The organism is Pseudomonas sp. 5P_3.1_Bac2 (assembly GCF_025465995.1).
GTDB lineage: Bacteria > Pseudomonadota > Gammaproteobacteria > Pseudomonadales > Pseudomonadaceae > Aquipseudomonas.
Genome location: NZ_JANLNY010000004.1, coordinates 449,681 through 464,315 on the forward strand (window position 1 = coordinate 449,681; position 14,635 = coordinate 464,315).

Sequence of the window (14,635 nt, forward strand, 5' to 3'; positions counted from 1 at the left end):
GTATAAGCCTCGCGTCGCCCGCTGTCCCGTTTAGCGCACTTTGTCGGGGGCCAGGCTGAGCTCCTCTTTGGCGAAGTCGTTGACGTCGATGACCTTGCGCCGTGCCTGTTCCGCTGCGCTGACGGCGGCGGCTTCGGCCTCGCTCAAAATGCCGGCCTGCTGTGCTGCAGCAATGGGGTTCTCCCCGGGCGCATGTTTGAACTCGTCGGCTTTAAGCGCCTTATGCAGCTTTTTCTGCGCAGGTTGCGCCGCGTGCAGCAGAGTCACCGCCTGTTGCAGGGCGCCGACCGCATCTTCAGGGTCTTGCGGGCGATAGCAACCTTGCAGGACTTCTTCCAGCGCCGCATCGCCGGCGTCGCGGCCGATAATCGCCGCCACTTCGGCATCCAGAGCATCGGACGGGCCTTTATGCCGGCGCCCTAACGGCAGCACCAGCAGGCGCAGGGCACAACCCAGCCACTTGTTGGGGAAGTTATGCAGCAGGCCCTCAAGGGCTTCCTCGGCCTTGCCCAGGCTTTCTTCCAAGGCCCAACGCACCAACGGCTGTGAATGCTGAGGGTAGTTGAGGTCGTGGTACCGCTTAAGCGCTGCCGAGGCCAGGTAGAGGTTGCTGAGCACGTCGCCTAAGCGCGCGGACAGGCGCTCGCGCCGCTTCAGGTCGCCGCCCAGCAGCATCATGCTGGTGTCGGCGAGCAGGGCGAAGGACGCGGCGATACGGTTGAGCGCGCGGTAGTACGGGCGGCTCAGATCATCCCCCGGCACATTGCTCAGCACGCCAAAGCCAAGGCTGAGCAGCAAGCTGCTGGCGGCGTTGCTGACGGCAAAGCCGATATGTTGCAGCAGCAGCTTGTCGAACTCCTGCAGGGCGTAGTCCTGATCGCTGTGGTTGGCCAGCTCCATTTCCTTCAGCACATAAGGGTGGCAACGAATCGCACCCTGGCCAAAGATCATCAGGTTACGCGAGAGGATGTTGGCGCCTTCGACCGTGATAAAGATCGGTGCGCCTTGCCACGAGCGCGCCAGGTAGTTGTTGGGGCCGGTGATGATGCCCTTGCCGCCGTGGATGTCCATGGCGTGGCTGATGCATTCACGGCCGCGTTCGGTGAGGTGGTATTTGAGGATGGCCGACAGCACCGAGGGCTTCTCGCCTAAGTCCACCGCGTTGGCGGTCAGCATCCGGGCGCTGTCCATCAGCCAGGCGTTGCCGCCGATACGAGCCAAGGCCTCCTGAATGCCCTCGAAAGCGGCCAGGGGCACATTGAATTGCTCGCGAATCTGGCTGTATTGGCCGCTGGTCAGGCTGGTGAATTTGGCGGCCCCGGTGCCAACCGCCGGCAGGGAAATGGAACGGCCCACCGACAGGCAGTTCATCAGCATCATCCAGCCCTTGCCGAGCATGTCCTGGCCGCCGATGAGGAAGTCCAGCGGGATAAACACGTCCTTGCCCGAGTTCGGGCCGTTCATAAAGGCCGCGCCTAACGGCAGGTGACGCCGACCAATCTCCACCCCGGGGGTGTCGGTGGGGATCAAAGCCAAACTGATGCCCAGCTCTTCTTTATCGCCCAACAGGTGATCGGGGTCGTAGGCCTTAAACGCCAGGCCGAGGAGGGTGGCCACTGGGCCTAAGGTGATATAGCGCTTTTCCCAGTTCAGGCGCAGGCCCAGCACTTCTTCACCTTGCCACTGGCCTTTGCAGATGATCCCGGTATCCGGCATGGCACCGGCGTCGGAGCCGGCCAGCGGGCCGGTCAGGGCAAAGCAGGGAATATCTTCGCCCCGGGCCAGGCGCGGCAGGTAGTGGTCACGCTGTTCATCGGTGCCGTAGTGCAGCAGCAGTTCACCTGGGCCTAAGGAGTTGGGCACCATCACGGTGGAAGCCAGATCGCCGGAGCGGGTCGCCAGCTTCATCGCCACTTGCGAGTGGGCATAGGCACTAAAGCCCTTGCCGCCGTATTGCTTGGGGATGATCAGGGCAAAAAAGCCATGTTCCTTAATGTGCGCCCAGGCTTCGGCAGGCAGGTCCAAGTGCTGACCGATCTGCCAGTCGCTGACCATGGCGCACAGCTCTTCAGTGGGGCCGTCGAGGAAGGCTTGTTCTTCTTCGGTAAGTTGCACCTTGGGGTAGGCCAGCAGCTTGTCCCAGTTAGGCCGGCCGCTAAACAGCTCGCCATCCCACCATACCGTGCCGGCTTCAATGGCATCGCGCTCGGTGCTCGACATCGGCGGCAGCACCCGCTTAAACCAACGGTACAGCGGTGCGCTAAACAGTTGCTGGCGCTGCTTGGGCAGCAACAGCGGCAAGGCCACGGCGGCCAGCAGCAACCAGAACAAGACGAGTAACCAAGTGGGGGCGTGGCTGAACAGGCTCAGCAGCACCAAGAATCCGCCAACTGCCGCCAGCGCTTTTAATGGCGCGGTACGCCGGTGAGCCAGCAGGGCGACACCTAAGACGAGGACAACTAACCAGAGAACGAGCATGCAATTCCTCCATGGGGTTGAGGTGGGGGATCATCCTCAGCATAGTCGCCACTGTGGCGACAAAGACGGTGAGCTTGACCGAATCGTCGTGACCTGGACTGCTGCTGCCTCGTTAGACTGACTGCTTAGCCCTGAGGATCTGCCGTTGGATCAATACCTTGCGCCCAGTCGATTCATTGATAGTGACCACCCTGCCGTCGTGGAGTTCGCCGAGCGCGTGCGCGGCGCCAGTGGCGAGCCCGTGGCTCAGGCGGTGGCGCTGTATTACGCGGTGCGCGATGAAATCCGCTACAACCCCTATGTCTTCAGTCGTGATCCGCACAGCCTCAAGGCCAGCTTTGCCCTGTTAGCCGGGGAGAGTTACTGCGTGCCCAAAGCCACTTTGCTGGCGGCCTGTGCCCGTCACTGCGGGATTCCCGCACGCATTGGTTTGGCCGATGTACGCAACCATCTGGCTACTGCGCGTTTGCTCGAACTGCTGCGCAGTGAAGTGTTTGCCATGCACGGCTACACCGAGTTGTATCTGCATGGGCGCTGGGTCAAGGCCACGCCAGCGTTCAATCTGGCGTTGTGCCGGGCCTTTCATGTGGAGCCACTGGAGTTCGACGGGCGGCGCGACAGCGTGTTCCATGAGTTCAACCAGCGCGGCGAGCGGCATATGCAGTACTTGCGTGACCATGGCCAGTTTGTTGATGTGCCTGAGCAGCTGTTTTACGGCCATTTGGCCGCGACCTATCCGCATCTTTTCCAGGCTGAACAAGGGCCGTTGAGCGGTGATTTTATCGCTGAAGTCAGCCCTTAATCGCTGCGTATAATCCCCTGAGCCAGCGCTGGCGCGGGCTCCATCGAGTTGACTGATAACCATCATCATAACCTTGCGGGTTTTTTCTGCCCGCCGGCCTGTTAGGCTTGCCCGCGCATTGGCGCACAGAAGGCTTCGGCTTGGTTAAACTCTGTGGCCAATTCCGGGCAGGTTAGACTTGCTCCGCTTGCCGGCATGGCGCTAGACCCTGCTGGCTGTCTCTTTTTCTGTTTAAGGTGCGCGCTTTTTATGAGTACCGCTCTGTCCATACGCCAGCTGACCAAGACCTACGGCAATGGCTTTCAGGCCCTGCACGGGATTGATCTGGATGTCGCTGAGGGTGATTTCTTTGCCTTGCTCGGCCCTAATGGGGCTGGCAAGTCCACCACTATTGGCATCCTTTCGACGTTGGTGACCAAGAGCAGCGGCACCATCAATGTGTTCGGTAACGACCTTGATCAGCAGCCCTTAGCCCTTAAACGCTGCATCGGGGTGGTGCCGCAGGAATTCAACTTTAACCAGTTTGAAAAGCCCTTCGACATCGTCGTCACCCAGGCCGGCTATTACGGCATTCCGGCACGCATCGCTAAAGAGCGTGCCGAGCATTACCTGACTCAGCTGGGCTTGTGGGATAAGCACAATGTGCAGTCGCGGGAACTGTCTGGCGGCATGAAACGGCGCTTGATGATTGCCCGTGCGCTGGTGCATCAGCCACGCCTGCTGATTCTGGATGAGCCCACCGCCGGCGTGGATATTGAGCTGCGTCGCTCAATGTGGAGTTTCCTCACCGAACTTAACCAGCAGGGCATCACCATCATCCTCACCACCCATTATTTGGAAGAGGCTGAACAGCTGTGCCGCAATATCGGCATCATCGATCACGGCCGCATCGTCGAAAACACCAGCATGAAGGCCCTGCTCAACACCTTGCACGTGGAAACCTTCTTGCTCGATATCAAGCAACCGCTGTTGGCCGCGCCGCAGTTGGCGGGTTATCCGAGCAAGGTGCTCGATGCGCACACCTTAGAGGTGCAGGTGGATAAGGATTTAGGTATTACCGAGCTGTTCCGCCAACTGGCCCTGCAGCAGCTGGAAGTGACCAGCCTGCGCAATAAAAGCAATCGTTTGGAGGAGCTGTTTGTGTCTCTGGTGGAGAAAAATTTGGCGAAGGTGGCGGTATGAGTGCGCCTTATCTGAACTCGGAGTTCGCCGCCAACCTGGTCGCCCTGCGCACCATCGTGTTCCGTGAGGTGCGCCGCTTCACCCGCATTTGGCCGCAAACCTTGCTGCCACCGGCGATCACCATGGTTCTGTACTTCGTCATCTTCGGCAACCTGATCGGCAGCCGCATCGGCGACATGGGTGGCTTCACGTACATGGAGTACATCGTGCCGGGGCTGATCATGATGTCGGTGATCACCAACTCCTACGGCAACGTGGTATCGAGCTTCTTTGGCAGCAAGTTCCAGCGCTACATTGAGGAACTGATGGTGGCCCCGGTGTCGCCGCACATTATCCTGATTGGCTACGTGACCGGCGGTGTACTGCGCGGCTTGGCCGTGGGCGTGATCGTCACCGGGCTGTCGCTGTTCTTCACCAAGCTGCAGGTGCATCACTTAGGCGTGACGGTGCTGGTGGTGTTGCTGACGGCGACCATCTTCTCCCTCGGGGGCTTTATCAACGCGGTGTTCGCGCGCAACTTCGACGATATTTCCATCGTGCCGACTTTTGTCCTGACGCCGCTGACTTACCTGGGCGGGGTGTTCTATTCGATCACCTTGCTACCGCCGTTCTGGCAGGCCATATCCTTGGCCAACCCGGTGCTGCATATGGTCAACTCCTTCCGTTACGGCATTCTCGGCGTCTCAGATATCCGTATCGGTGTGGCCATCAGCTTTATGTTGGGGGCGACAGCGGTGCTGTACTTCGTCTGCATCCGCTTGCTGGTCGGCGGGCGCGGGATGCGTCAGTAAGCCTTCGCGGCCGGTAATAAAAAAGGGCGTCCAGTGGACGCCCTTTTTTTATCGCGCTGCGGTTTAGTGCAGCGGCAGCTCAACACCTTCAAACAGTTCTTCGAGCTCCACCTTGTTGTGGCATTGCACGGCTTTGGCCATGACGTCACGGGTGAGGTGCGGGGCGAACTTCTCGATAAAGTCGCACATAAAGCCACGCAGGAAGGTGCCGCGGCGAAAGCCGATCTTGGTGATGCTGGCTTCGAACAGCTCGCTGGCGTCGAGCACCACCAAATCCGGATCGAGCTTAGGATCGACCGCCATCTTGGCCACGATGCCCACGCCCAGACCCAAGCGCACGTAAGTTTTGATTACGTCGGCGTCGGCTGCGGTAAACACCACTTTGGGCGTCAGGCCGCGGTGGCTGAAGGCTTCGTCGAGTTTGGAGCGGCCGGTGAAACCAAATACGTAGGTGACGATGGCGTATTCGGCCAGGGCTTCCAGAGTCAGTTTCGGCAGCTTGGTCAGTGGATGGCCTTGTGGTACCACCACGCAACGGTTCCAGCGGTAGCACGGCATCATGATCAGGTCGTTGAACAGCTCCAGACCTTCAGTGGCGATGGCGAAGTCGACGGTGCCGTCGGCGGCCATTTCGGCGATTTGCATCGGCGTGCCTTGGTGCATGTGCAAAGAGACGTCGGGGTACTGCTTGATAAAGGCGCTGATCACCGGCGGCAGGGCGTAACGGGCCTGGGTGTGGGTGGTGGCAATGGACAGGGTGCCTTTCTTCTCGTTAGAGAATTCCTGGGCAATCTGCTTAATGCTCTCCACCTTGCGTAGGATTTCCCCGGCGGTGTTGATGATCCGTTCACCGGCTGGGGTGACGCGGGTCAAATGCTTACCACTACGAGCAAAAACTTCCACGCCGAGTTCGTCTTCCAGCAAGCGGATCTGCTTACTGATGCCCGGCTGCGAGGTATACAAGCTCTGCGCCGTGGCTGAAACGTTGAGGTCGTGGTGCGCGACTTCCCATATGTAGCGCAATTGCTGGAGCTTCATAGAAATCCCTCAAAGCAGATGAGCCGCCGCTCAAGTGTCGGCGTGTTATAACCATAATGATGATTAGAGCATTAAATCTAGACCAATTTTGTAAATTTAAAGATTTAATTCAACTTTCACTATGGTTACGGTGCTGCAGCATCGGCACGAGATAGACGGGCACGTCGCACAGCTGTAATAACCTGCTGGCGGTTCGGCCGAGTGGGACTTCGGCGTCGTTATTGTGGCTTTGGCTACCAAGTACTAGCAAATCGACGCCTAGTTGCCGAACTTCATCCAAGATAACTAATGGCGGATCGCCTTGCTGCACGCGCACAGCATTGATTAACGCGAAGTCGTCGGAGGTGTCTCCGAGCTCATCGCGAAATCCTTCTAATACCCTTTTTTCAATGCTGTTCATTACATTTTCCAGACCGTTTTGATGGAGTTCATCTAGGCGGTCTTCGTCCAAGTAAGTTTCCAGGACAGATTCGGCAAACAAGCCCAGAGGCTCGACGACGTGGATCACGTATAACTTTGCTTTGAACGCTCGGGTGATCGATAAAGCGTGCTGCAGGACGTAAGGGCCATATAGGCCTAAATCAGTTGCATAAAGAATAGAGCGGATCATCAAGCCTCCTAAACTTCCAGAGCGGAGTTCTCTGAGCGTAGCAGGCTCTAGCAAGGCTATTAGGCCCAGTTTGGTCGGCTAGACAAACGTACTAATTTATTGTCTAACAACTTGCCAGATGAGTGACCCTCAAGCCTGCGGTTCGTTGCTGACGCCGTGAGGAACATGACCAGTGGCAACTACACTGCGAGCTCTTTCGCAGTGCCCGGCTTGGTCGTCGAAGAACACGTCGGCGCCAAAGGTTTCCAAAATCGATGACTTATCCAGGCCGCCTAAGAAGAACGACTCATCCAAGCGGATATTCCACTCGCGCAAGGTGCGGATCACCCGTTCATGGGCCGGCGCCGAGCGGGCGGTGACCAGGGCCGTGCGAATCGGGCAGGCGGCCTCGGGGAATTCTTGCTGCAACTGATGCAAAGCGCCGAGGAAGGGTTTAAACGGTCCGCCGCCTAATAACTCACGGGCCGATTGCCGCTCGTGGGTCTGAAAGGCTTGCAGGCCGCCTTGCTGATAAACCCGTTCGGATTCATCGCTAAACAGCACGGCATCGCCGTCAAAGGCGATGCGCAGCTCATTACTCGCCGCACGGCGTGCGCCACCACTGAGGATGGTTGCCGCGCCAAAGCCCGCGGCCAGGGCGCTGCGCACATCTTCGGCGTGGGTGGAGAGAAACAGGTGGCAGCCAAAGGCCGCCAGGTAGGGATCGGGACTGCGTCCGCCAACAAAAGCGGCACGGGAGATCGCCAGGTTGTGGTGCTGGATCGAGTTAAACGCCCGCAAGCCGGTATCGGCGCTGTTGCGTGACACCAGAATCACCTCGACCCGCTGCTGTTGCAGGCTGTCATTCAGGCCTAGGAGCTTTTCGACCAGGGGGAAGGCGTCACCGGGGGCGAGGATCTCGTCTTCGTGTTCGATCTGATATTGCCGGTACGCCTCGACGCCTTGGTTGACGTAAATCTCGTGGCTGGCGCGCAAATCAAACAGAGCGCTGGAGGAGATGGCCAAGACCAGTTTGTCGCCTAATCCCTTGCTCATAGTGGGCTCCTTTAAAACAGTTAATGCGCTGCTTGCTGGCTGAGGTACAGCAAGCTTTGGTAGAGCATCTGCGTGCGAGGCATGGGGCTGCCAACAGCCTTGGCCTGGGCGAGGGCTACAGCATAAATGGCGTGCAGCTCCATGGGTCGGCCGAGGGCGTAGTCGTGGTACATGCTCGGCCAGTAGTCGGGCATGCGATCAGTGGCGGCTAACAGTTTACTGGCGAAGTTATTCGGCATTTGATAGCCGCACGCGGTGGCGGCATCGATCACTTCTTGCATGATCTCGCCGGCAATGGCGCGACTGTCGGCTTGCAGCATCAAGGCCTTGGTGTGGCTGTTCAGCAGCACCGCGAGGCCGTTATACGGCGCATTCCACACCAGTTTTTGCCAGCGCGCTTGGGCCAAGTTGGCGAGTATTCCGCAGTCCACGCCGGCTTGTTTAAACAACTCAGCGCCCTGCTCGAGCAGTTGCTGGCGATCTTCCGCCGTCAGCTCTGGGCCGGAGTGATAAGCCAGGTTCATATTGCCCAGCGCCTGATGTTCAACCACCCCAGGGCTGCTGCGGTGGGCGCAGATGTAGCAAAGCCCGGCCAGCAGATGCAGGGATTCAGGCAGTAGCGGACGCAATTCATCTTCAATGCCCAGGCCGTTTTGCAGCATCAGCACTTTGCCACCTTGCGCGGCCACCTGGCTGATCAGGGGCGCCAGTTCACTGTTGCTGGTGGTTTTGGCGCAGACCAGGAGCCAATCACACTTAGGCATGTCGCTGGCGTGCTGATAAGCCTGTACTTTCTGCGTAAGGTTACCCAGCACGCTGCTGTTGAGTTGAATGCCCTGTTCGGCCACGTGTGCGTATTCGCTGCGCAACAGCAGGTGTACATCCAGGCCCGCGCGGGCCAGCAGCACGCCATAAAAACCGCCAATGGCACCGGCGCCAATAATGCCAATACGGGGTGTTGCGTTCATCACGGAAGTTCCTCAGCAGGGCGCTGGAGTGCTTGCTCGAGCGCTGCGGTTAACGCACTGCGTTCAAGGCGAGCCTCAAGTGCAGCGTAAAAATAGCCATCGTGCACGGCAAACAGCGCCGGCAGATGAAACACTTCGTAGCGCGCCACCAGGCCGGGGTTGTCACCCGCATCGATCCAGGCCAGGCGCGCTACGGGTAAGTCGAGTTGCGGCAGTTCGCGGCGCGCCCAACGGCAGCTGCTACAGCCGGCGCTGGTAAAAATCAGCAGCGTAGTGCCAGGTAGGGCGAGTAACTGGTGATCGGCATCGAAGTCGGTGAGTTGCAGTTCGTTCACTATACTGATCGCTGTCTATATAGATTGATGACCTCTGAGGTGCTCATCGATGCGGCAGTATTTTCGTCACCCAACCGATATGCCGGTGGACTTGGTGCCCAGCCAGGCGTCCCAGGTGCCTAAGCAAAGGCTGCACAATATCAGCCTCGGTGGTGTTGCGTGCAACTGCAATCGCGCCTTCATTAATGGCACGCCGATTGAAATTCGCATCCCCTTGCTCGGCAGCCTGCAAGGCGGTGAGCACGCCAGTTGCTATGGTTTGATTGCCTGGTGCCAGCCCCAGGGCGACGGTTTTGTGGTGGGCGTGACGTTTACCGATGAGGAGAATCTGTTTCGCCTGCGCATGATCGAGCAGATCTGCCAGATCGAACACTATCGCCGTGAGCGTGAGCAACTGTTAGGGCGCAAGGTGACGGTGGAGGAGGTGGCGCAGGACTGGATCGAGCAATTTGCCAGCAGCTACTCCCGCGACAGCCTGAATTGAGCGCTTGCGCAGGGTTGAGGCTGGGCTGAAACCGCCCGCTAATAGCTTGGTACTGGCGTTTTAGCTCTAAATAGCATTGTCGAGTCAGGGGCTTACGCGCTAAGGTTCGGCTTCCCCGCTGTGCTCATACTGCTGTGCTCCGCCCCACGGGGAACGCTGGCGGCCAGCACCCGTGACCTGATGACTCTGACAGATGAATAGCACGATGGCTGATTTACCGATTGATGACCTGAACGTTGCCTCCAACGAAACGCTGATCACCCCTGAGCAGCTCAAGCGCGAAATCCCTCTGACCGAAGCTGCTCTGCGTACTGTCGCGGATGGTCGTCAGGTGGTGCGCGACATCCTCGATGGCAAGGATCATCGTCTGTTTATCGTAGTGGGGCCTTGCTCGATTCACGATATCAAGGCGGCCCATGAGTATGCCCAGCGCTTAAAAAGCCTGGCGGCGGAGTTGTCCGATACCCTGTATCTGGTCATGCGCGTGTACTTTGAAAAGCCGCGTACCACTGTGGGTTGGAAGGGCCTGATCAACGATCCGTTTATGGATGACTCGTTCAAGATTCAGGACGGTCTGCATATCGGGCGTAAGCTGCTGTTGGATCTGGCTGAAATGGGCCTGCCGACCGCCACTGAAGCCCTCGACCCGATCTCCCCGCAATATTTGCAGGATCTGATCAGCTGGTCGGCGATTGGCGCGCGCACCACCGAATCGCAAACGCACCGCGAGATGGCCTCGGGCCTGTCCTCGGCGGTTGGCTTTAAAAACGGCACCGATGGCGGCCTGACCGTGGCGATCAACGCCCTGCAGTCGGTATCCAGCCCGCACCGTTTCCTCGGCATCAACCAAGAAGGGGGGGTGTCGATCGTCACCACCAAAGGCAACGCCTACGGTCACGTGGTGCTGCGCGGTGGCAACGGCAAACCCAACTACGACTCGGTCAGTGTGGCGGTGTGCGAGCAAGAGCTGGCCAAGGCTAAGATCAAGGCCAACATCATGGTCGACTGCAGTCACGCCAACTCCAACAAAGACCCAAGCTTGCAGCCGCTGGTGATGGATAACGTGGCTAACCAGATTCTTGAAGGTAACCAGTCCATCGTCGGTTTGATGGTGGAAAGTCACTTGGGTTGGGGCAGCCAGTCGATCCCGAAAGACCTGAGCCAGCTCAAATACGGGGTGTCGATTACCGATGCGTGCATCGACTGGGACACCACCGAGAAGACCCTGCGCGGCATGCATGCCAAACTCAAAGACGTGCTGCCAAAGCGTCCGCGCGGCTAAGTTTGCAGCGGTAAAAAAACGGGCCCAGGGCCCGTTTTTTGTGTCCGTTATTCAGCCTTAGGCGGCTTTGCGCCAGTTCAAAATCACCAAGGTGATGAGCCCGGCAACTATGCCCCAGAAGGCCGAGCCGACCGAGAACAAGCTCATGCCCGAGGCCGTGACCAGGAAGGTTACCAGCGCAGCTTCGCGTTCAGCCGGTTGCTGCATGGCTTGGGTCAGGCCACCGATGATTGAGGCGAATAAGGCCAGTGCCGCAATCGACAAAATCAGCGCCTTGGGCAGGGCACCAAACAGCGCAGCCAAGGTAGCCCCGAAAATCCCGACCACGGCGTAGAACACCCCACACCACATGGCGGCGGTGTAGCGTTTTTGTGGGTCTTCGTGGGCTTCCGGGCCTGCGCAAATTGCTGCGCTGATCGCCGCCATGTGGATGCCGTGGCTGCCAAATGGCGCCACCGCTAAGGACACCAGGGCGGTGGTGTTCAGCAGCGGACTGGCCGGCACGTCGTAGCCGTTGGCCCGTAGTACGGTCATGCCAGGCAGGTTCTGCGAGGCCATGGCGACGATAAAGAGCGGGATGCCAATGCTGATGATTGCGCCTAAAGAGAAGCTCGGTGTGGTCCACTCGGGGACCGCCACTTGCAATTGCACGCCAGTGAAATTCAGCAGGCCTAAAGTCCCGGCCAGCAGACTGCCGACTATCAGCGCGGCGAGCACGGCATAGCGCGGCTGCCAGCGTTTACCCAGCAGGTAAGCGATAAACATGCTGAGCACCAACAGCGGCTGTTGCTCGGCGGCCAGACAAATCTCCAGGGCGATTTTAAACAGCACCCCGGCCAGCAAGGCCGCCGCCAGCGAGGCCGGGATGCGCCGCATCAGGCGGTCGAAGGTGCCGGTCAGGCCGATCAGTAAAATCAGCGCCGAGGCAAACAGGTAGGCACCGATGGCCTCGCTGTAGGGCACGCCGGGCAGGCTGGTGATCAGCAAGGCCGCACCGGGGGTCGACCAGGCTATCATCACCGGCGCGCGATAGCGCAGCGACAGGCCGATGCAGCAGATCGCCATGCCAATCGACAGTGACCAGATCCACGAAGAAATCTGCCCGCTGCTCAGGCCGGCTGCCTGGCCAGCTTGGAACATCAAGACCAGCGAGCTGGTGTAGCCCGTGAGCATGGCGATAAAACCGGCTACTACGGCGGATAACGAGGTATCGGCCAGTGGTCGAAGTCTAGGCGGCTGCGTCATGGGGGCTCCCTTAGTCGATCAGGATCGGGTACAGCGATGCCACCAACAGCAGCGCCATGCCCACATTAAATACCCGCAGCACCAACGGCTTGTCCAGCCAGCGCCGCAGCAAGCTGCCGGCGATGGTCCACAGCCCAACACTGGGCGCATTGACCAAGGCAAACAGCACAGCAATCAGCAGCACGTTAGTGGTGAAGTGCTCTTGGGGGGTGTAAGTGGTGATGGCGCCGATGGCCATGATCCACGCTTTGGGGTTGACCCACTGAAACGCCGCCGCCTGAATAAAGCTGAACGGTTTGGCGCTGCTCTCGCCGCGGCTGTCTGGGGCGCCTGCACGGGCAATCTTCCACGCCAGGTAGAGTAAATAGGCCGCGCCGACATAGCGCAGCACGCTGTACAGCAGCGGCACTTGGGCGAACAGTTGGCCCAGGCCCAAACCCACGGCGGCGACCAGCAACATAAACCCCAGACTGATCCCGAGCATATGCGGCAGGCTGCGGCGCACGCCGAAGTTGACCCCGCTGGCGAGCAACATCATGTTGTTCGGCCCCGGGGTGATCGAGGTCACAAAAGCGAAGGCGATAAAGGCCAGAAGTAAGTCGCTGGTCATAACAGTGCATCCCTGAACAATTTGCCAGACTAGGCAAGCCGGGGTAGGGCGTCTCGATACAGCGACTCAGCGGATCAGCAGTACAGTTGCCTCTACAGGCCCTGGCCCAAGGCTTTATTGACCTCCAGCCAAGCGCTGGCGGCGTCGCTGCCGGCCACATCAAAGGCGCGTTGCAGCAGCTTGACCTGCTCGCGGCGCAGGCTCAGCTCCAGCTTGGCGCCGGCGGCAGTAAAAGCCAGCACCCGTTTGCGTTTGTCTTCGGCGGCAGTGAGGCTTTCCACCAGACGCATTTCCAGCAGTTGTCGCAGGGGTACGCTCAGGGCCTGCTTGCTGACGCCCAGATAGGCGAGCAGCTCTTTCATATTGGTGCCGGGATACTTGCCAATAAAAAACAGGATGCGCTGGTGCATGCGTGACAGCCCGCGGCGTGCCAGCATCTCATCTGCCTTGGCAGTAAATGCTTGGTAGGCAAAGAAGAATGCCTCCATGGTGGCCTGCTGAGTGGTGGTTTTTTTCAGGTCAAGCATATTGACGTATCCAGCTTGGTCGTCGTAATTTCGGTCAAAGAGTTTGACCTATTTTTATTAGCTTTCGCTACTGGTGATCTACATGGCTTTTTCCGAACGCATTGCCCGCCTGAAAAGTTCTTTAATTCGTGAAATTCTTGCCGCGGCGCAGCGTCCGGAAGTGATGTCCTTTGCCGGTGGTTTGCCGGCCGAGCCGATGCTGCCTAAGGTCGATTGGAGCGACATGCCGGCGAGCATGGGCCAGTACGGTATGAGCGAAGGCGAGCCAGCCTTGCGTGAGTTGATCGCCGCTGAAGCGCGCAGCTTGGGGGTTAACTGTGAGGCCAGCCAAGTGCTGATCGTCAGTGGCTCGCAACAAACCCTCGACCTGGCCAGCAAGCTGTTTATCGATCCGGGCACCGAAGTGTTGCTCGAAGCGCCAACCTATCTGGCCGCTCTGCAAGCCTTCCAACTCTTTGGGGCCGATTGCATTGCCGTGCCGCAAGAAAACGACGGCCCGCAGATCGATGCCCTGCGCCAGCGTTTGCAGCAGCACAAGCCGGCGTTCGCTTATTTGATTCCGACTTTCCAAAACCCTTCGGCGGTGCGTTACAGCGAAGCTAAGCGCGATGCCGTGGCGGCGCTGCTGGATGAGTTTGGCGTAACCCTGATCGAAGATGAGCCGTACCGCGAACTGGTATTTGATGCCGGCAGCGCCACGCCCATCGTTAGCCGTCTGCGCAAGGCCAGCTGGATCTACACCGGCACCGTATCCAAGACTTTGCTGCCGGGCCTGCGCGTCGGTTACCTGATCGCCACCCCGGACCTGTTTCCCCATTTGCTGCGCCTTAAGCAATCCGCTGACCTGCACACCAACCGCATTGGCCAGTGGCAAGCGCTGCAGTGGCTGGGCAGTGAGCGCATGAACGCGCACTTGGCGCAGCTGCGCGATTTCTATCGCGTGCGCCGCGATGCCATGCAAGACGTGTTGCAAGAACACTTCAGCGATCTGGCCGATTGGCAAGTGCCGCAGGGTGGTCTGTTCTTCTGGCTGGCGCTGAAAAAGCCGCTCGATACTCGCACATTGCTGGACGAAGCCCTGGCGCAAAACGTGGCGTTTATGCCAGGTGAGCCGTTCTTTATCGATCCGGATAACAACCCGGGCTATCTGCGGTTGAACTTCAGCCACGTCAGCCCAGACAAACTCAACGAAGGCATCAAGCGCTTGGCGCAAGTGGTGCGCCAGGCTGTCGAAGGCCTGTAATCCAG

Annotated in this window: 15 protein-coding genes; 6 read left to right on the top strand and 9 right to left on the bottom strand. The window is 59.0% G+C overall.

Translation table 11 applies throughout. From position 1 onward, the window contains the following. Nucleotides 1-30: 30 nt before the first annotated feature. Complete coding sequence (locus NTD81_RS03450; RefSeq protein ID WP_262179448.1) at nt 31-2,478, bottom strand: acyl-CoA dehydrogenase; 2,448 nt, start codon at nt 2,476-2,478, stop codon at nt 31-33. A gap of 145 nt (nt 2,479-2,623) precedes the next feature. Between NTD81_RS03450 and NTD81_RS03455 the strand changes: the two genes are divergently transcribed. The 3 genes from NTD81_RS03455 (at nt 2,624) to NTD81_RS03465 (ending at nt 5,253) form a co-directional block, all read left to right on the top strand. Then, complete coding sequence (locus NTD81_RS03455; protein ID WP_262179450.1) at nt 2,624-3,280, top strand: transglutaminase-like domain-containing protein; 657 nt, start codon at nt 2,624-2,626, stop codon at nt 3,278-3,280. A gap of 249 nt (nt 3,281-3,529) precedes the next feature. Further along, complete coding sequence (locus NTD81_RS03460) at nt 3,530-4,462, top strand: ABC transporter ATP-binding protein (RefSeq protein WP_262179452.1); 933 nt, start codon at nt 3,530-3,532, stop codon at nt 4,460-4,462. 11 nt (nt 4,463-4,473) lie between these two features. Further along, on the top strand, nt 4,474-5,253 hold the full coding sequence (locus tag NTD81_RS03465; RefSeq protein ID WP_262179833.1) for an ABC transporter permease: 780 nt from the start codon (nt 4,474-4,476) through the stop codon (nt 5,251-5,253). A gap of 63 nt (nt 5,254-5,316) precedes the next feature. Here the strand turns inward: NTD81_RS03465 and cysB are convergent, their stop codons facing one another. From cysB to NTD81_RS03490, 5 genes are all read right to left on the bottom strand, one after another. Further along, nucleotides 5,317-6,291 (bottom strand): HTH-type transcriptional regulator CysB, encoded by a 975-nt coding sequence (gene cysB, locus NTD81_RS03470; RefSeq protein WP_262179454.1) that lies wholly within the window; start codon nt 6,289-6,291, stop codon nt 5,317-5,319. 109 nt (nt 6,292-6,400) lie between these two features. Further along, complete coding sequence (locus NTD81_RS03475) at nt 6,401-6,901, bottom strand: universal stress protein (protein WP_262179456.1); 501 nt, start codon at nt 6,899-6,901, stop codon at nt 6,401-6,403. A gap of 129 nt (nt 6,902-7,030) precedes the next feature. Then, nucleotides 7,031-7,936, bottom strand: coding sequence for a 5'-nucleotidase (locus tag NTD81_RS03480; protein WP_262179458.1), 906 nt, complete (start codon nt 7,934-7,936; stop codon nt 7,031-7,033). A gap of 20 nt (nt 7,937-7,956) precedes the next feature. Further along, entirely contained in the window at nt 7,957-8,904 is a 948-nt protein-coding gene (locus tag NTD81_RS03485) for a putative 2-dehydropantoate 2-reductase (RefSeq protein WP_262179460.1), read from the bottom strand. Beyond that, a complete protein-coding gene (locus NTD81_RS03490; protein WP_262179835.1) occupies nt 8,904-9,248 on the bottom strand; it encodes a thioredoxin family protein in 345 nt (114 codons plus the stop codon). The genes NTD81_RS03485 and NTD81_RS03490 overlap by 1 nt, the downstream gene beginning before the upstream one ends. Before the next feature lie 40 nt (nt 9,249-9,288). On the opposite strand from NTD81_RS03490, the gene NTD81_RS03495 reads away from it, so the two are divergent. Beyond that, nucleotides 9,289-9,723 (top strand): PilZ domain-containing protein, encoded by a 435-nt coding sequence (locus NTD81_RS03495; RefSeq protein WP_262179462.1) that lies wholly within the window; start codon nt 9,289-9,291, stop codon nt 9,721-9,723. A 205-nt stretch (nt 9,724-9,928) separates the two neighbouring features. Next, complete coding sequence (locus tag NTD81_RS03500) at nt 9,929-11,005, top strand: 3-deoxy-7-phosphoheptulonate synthase (RefSeq protein WP_262179838.1); 1,077 nt, start codon at nt 9,929-9,931, stop codon at nt 11,003-11,005. A 57-nt stretch (nt 11,006-11,062) separates the two neighbouring features. On the opposite strand, the gene NTD81_RS03505 is transcribed toward NTD81_RS03500, so the two are convergent. From NTD81_RS03505 to NTD81_RS03515, 3 genes are all read right to left on the bottom strand, one after another. After that, nucleotides 11,063-12,250: a benzoate/H(+) symporter BenE family transporter gene (locus tag NTD81_RS03505; protein WP_262179464.1), complete on the bottom strand. Its 1,188-nt coding sequence runs from the start codon at nt 12,248-12,250 to the stop codon at nt 11,063-11,065. Nucleotides 12,251-12,260: 10 nt separating this feature from the next. Beyond that, complete coding sequence (locus NTD81_RS03510; RefSeq protein ID WP_262179466.1) at nt 12,261-12,860, bottom strand: LysE family translocator; 600 nt, start codon at nt 12,858-12,860, stop codon at nt 12,261-12,263. A gap of 92 nt (nt 12,861-12,952) precedes the next feature. After that, on the bottom strand, nt 12,953-13,387 hold the full coding sequence (locus NTD81_RS03515) for a MarR family winged helix-turn-helix transcriptional regulator (protein ID WP_262179468.1): 435 nt from the start codon (nt 13,385-13,387) through the stop codon (nt 12,953-12,955). A gap of 82 nt (nt 13,388-13,469) precedes the next feature. Between NTD81_RS03515 and NTD81_RS03520 the strand changes: the two genes are divergently transcribed. Next, nucleotides 13,470-14,630, top strand: a complete 1,161-nt coding sequence (locus NTD81_RS03520) for a PLP-dependent aminotransferase family protein (RefSeq protein WP_262179469.1) — start codon at nt 13,470-13,472, stop codon at nt 14,628-14,630. The last annotated feature ends 5 nt before the right edge of the window (nt 14,631-14,635 follow it).

Coding starts and splice junctions, on each gene's coding strand:
- NTD81_RS03480 (WP_262179458.1), bottom strand. CDS start 7,936: ATGAGCAAGGGATTAGGCGACAAACTGGTCTTGGCCATCTCCTCCAGC.
- NTD81_RS03460 (WP_262179452.1), top strand. CDS start 3,530: ATGAGTACCGCTCTGTCCATACGCCAGCTGACCAAGACCTACGGCAAT.
- NTD81_RS03515 (WP_262179468.1), bottom strand. CDS start 13,387: ATGCTTGACCTGAAAAAAACCACCACTCAGCAGGCCACCATGGAGGCA.
- NTD81_RS03450 (WP_262179448.1), bottom strand. CDS start 2,478: ATGCTCGTTCTCTGGTTAGTTGTCCTCGTCTTAGGTGTCGCCCTGCTG.
- NTD81_RS03500 (WP_262179838.1), top strand. CDS start 9,929: ATGGCTGATTTACCGATTGATGACCTGAACGTTGCCTCCAACGAAACG.
- NTD81_RS03495 (WP_262179462.1), top strand. CDS start 9,289: ATGCGGCAGTATTTTCGTCACCCAACCGATATGCCGGTGGACTTGGTG.
- NTD81_RS03475 (WP_262179456.1), bottom strand. CDS start 6,901: ATGATCCGCTCTATTCTTTATGCAACTGATTTAGGCCTATATGGCCCT.
- NTD81_RS03520 (WP_262179469.1), top strand. CDS start 13,470: ATGGCTTTTTCCGAACGCATTGCCCGCCTGAAAAGTTCTTTAATTCGT.
- NTD81_RS03510 (WP_262179466.1), bottom strand. CDS start 12,860: ATGACCAGCGACTTACTTCTGGCCTTTATCGCCTTCGCTTTTGTGACC.
- NTD81_RS03505 (WP_262179464.1), bottom strand. CDS start 12,250: ATGACGCAGCCGCCTAGACTTCGACCACTGGCCGATACCTCGTTATCC.
- cysB (WP_262179454.1), bottom strand. CDS start 6,291: ATGAAGCTCCAGCAATTGCGCTACATATGGGAAGTCGCGCACCACGAC.
- NTD81_RS03485 (WP_262179460.1), bottom strand. CDS start 8,904: ATGAACGCAACACCCCGTATTGGCATTATTGGCGCCGGTGCCATTGGC.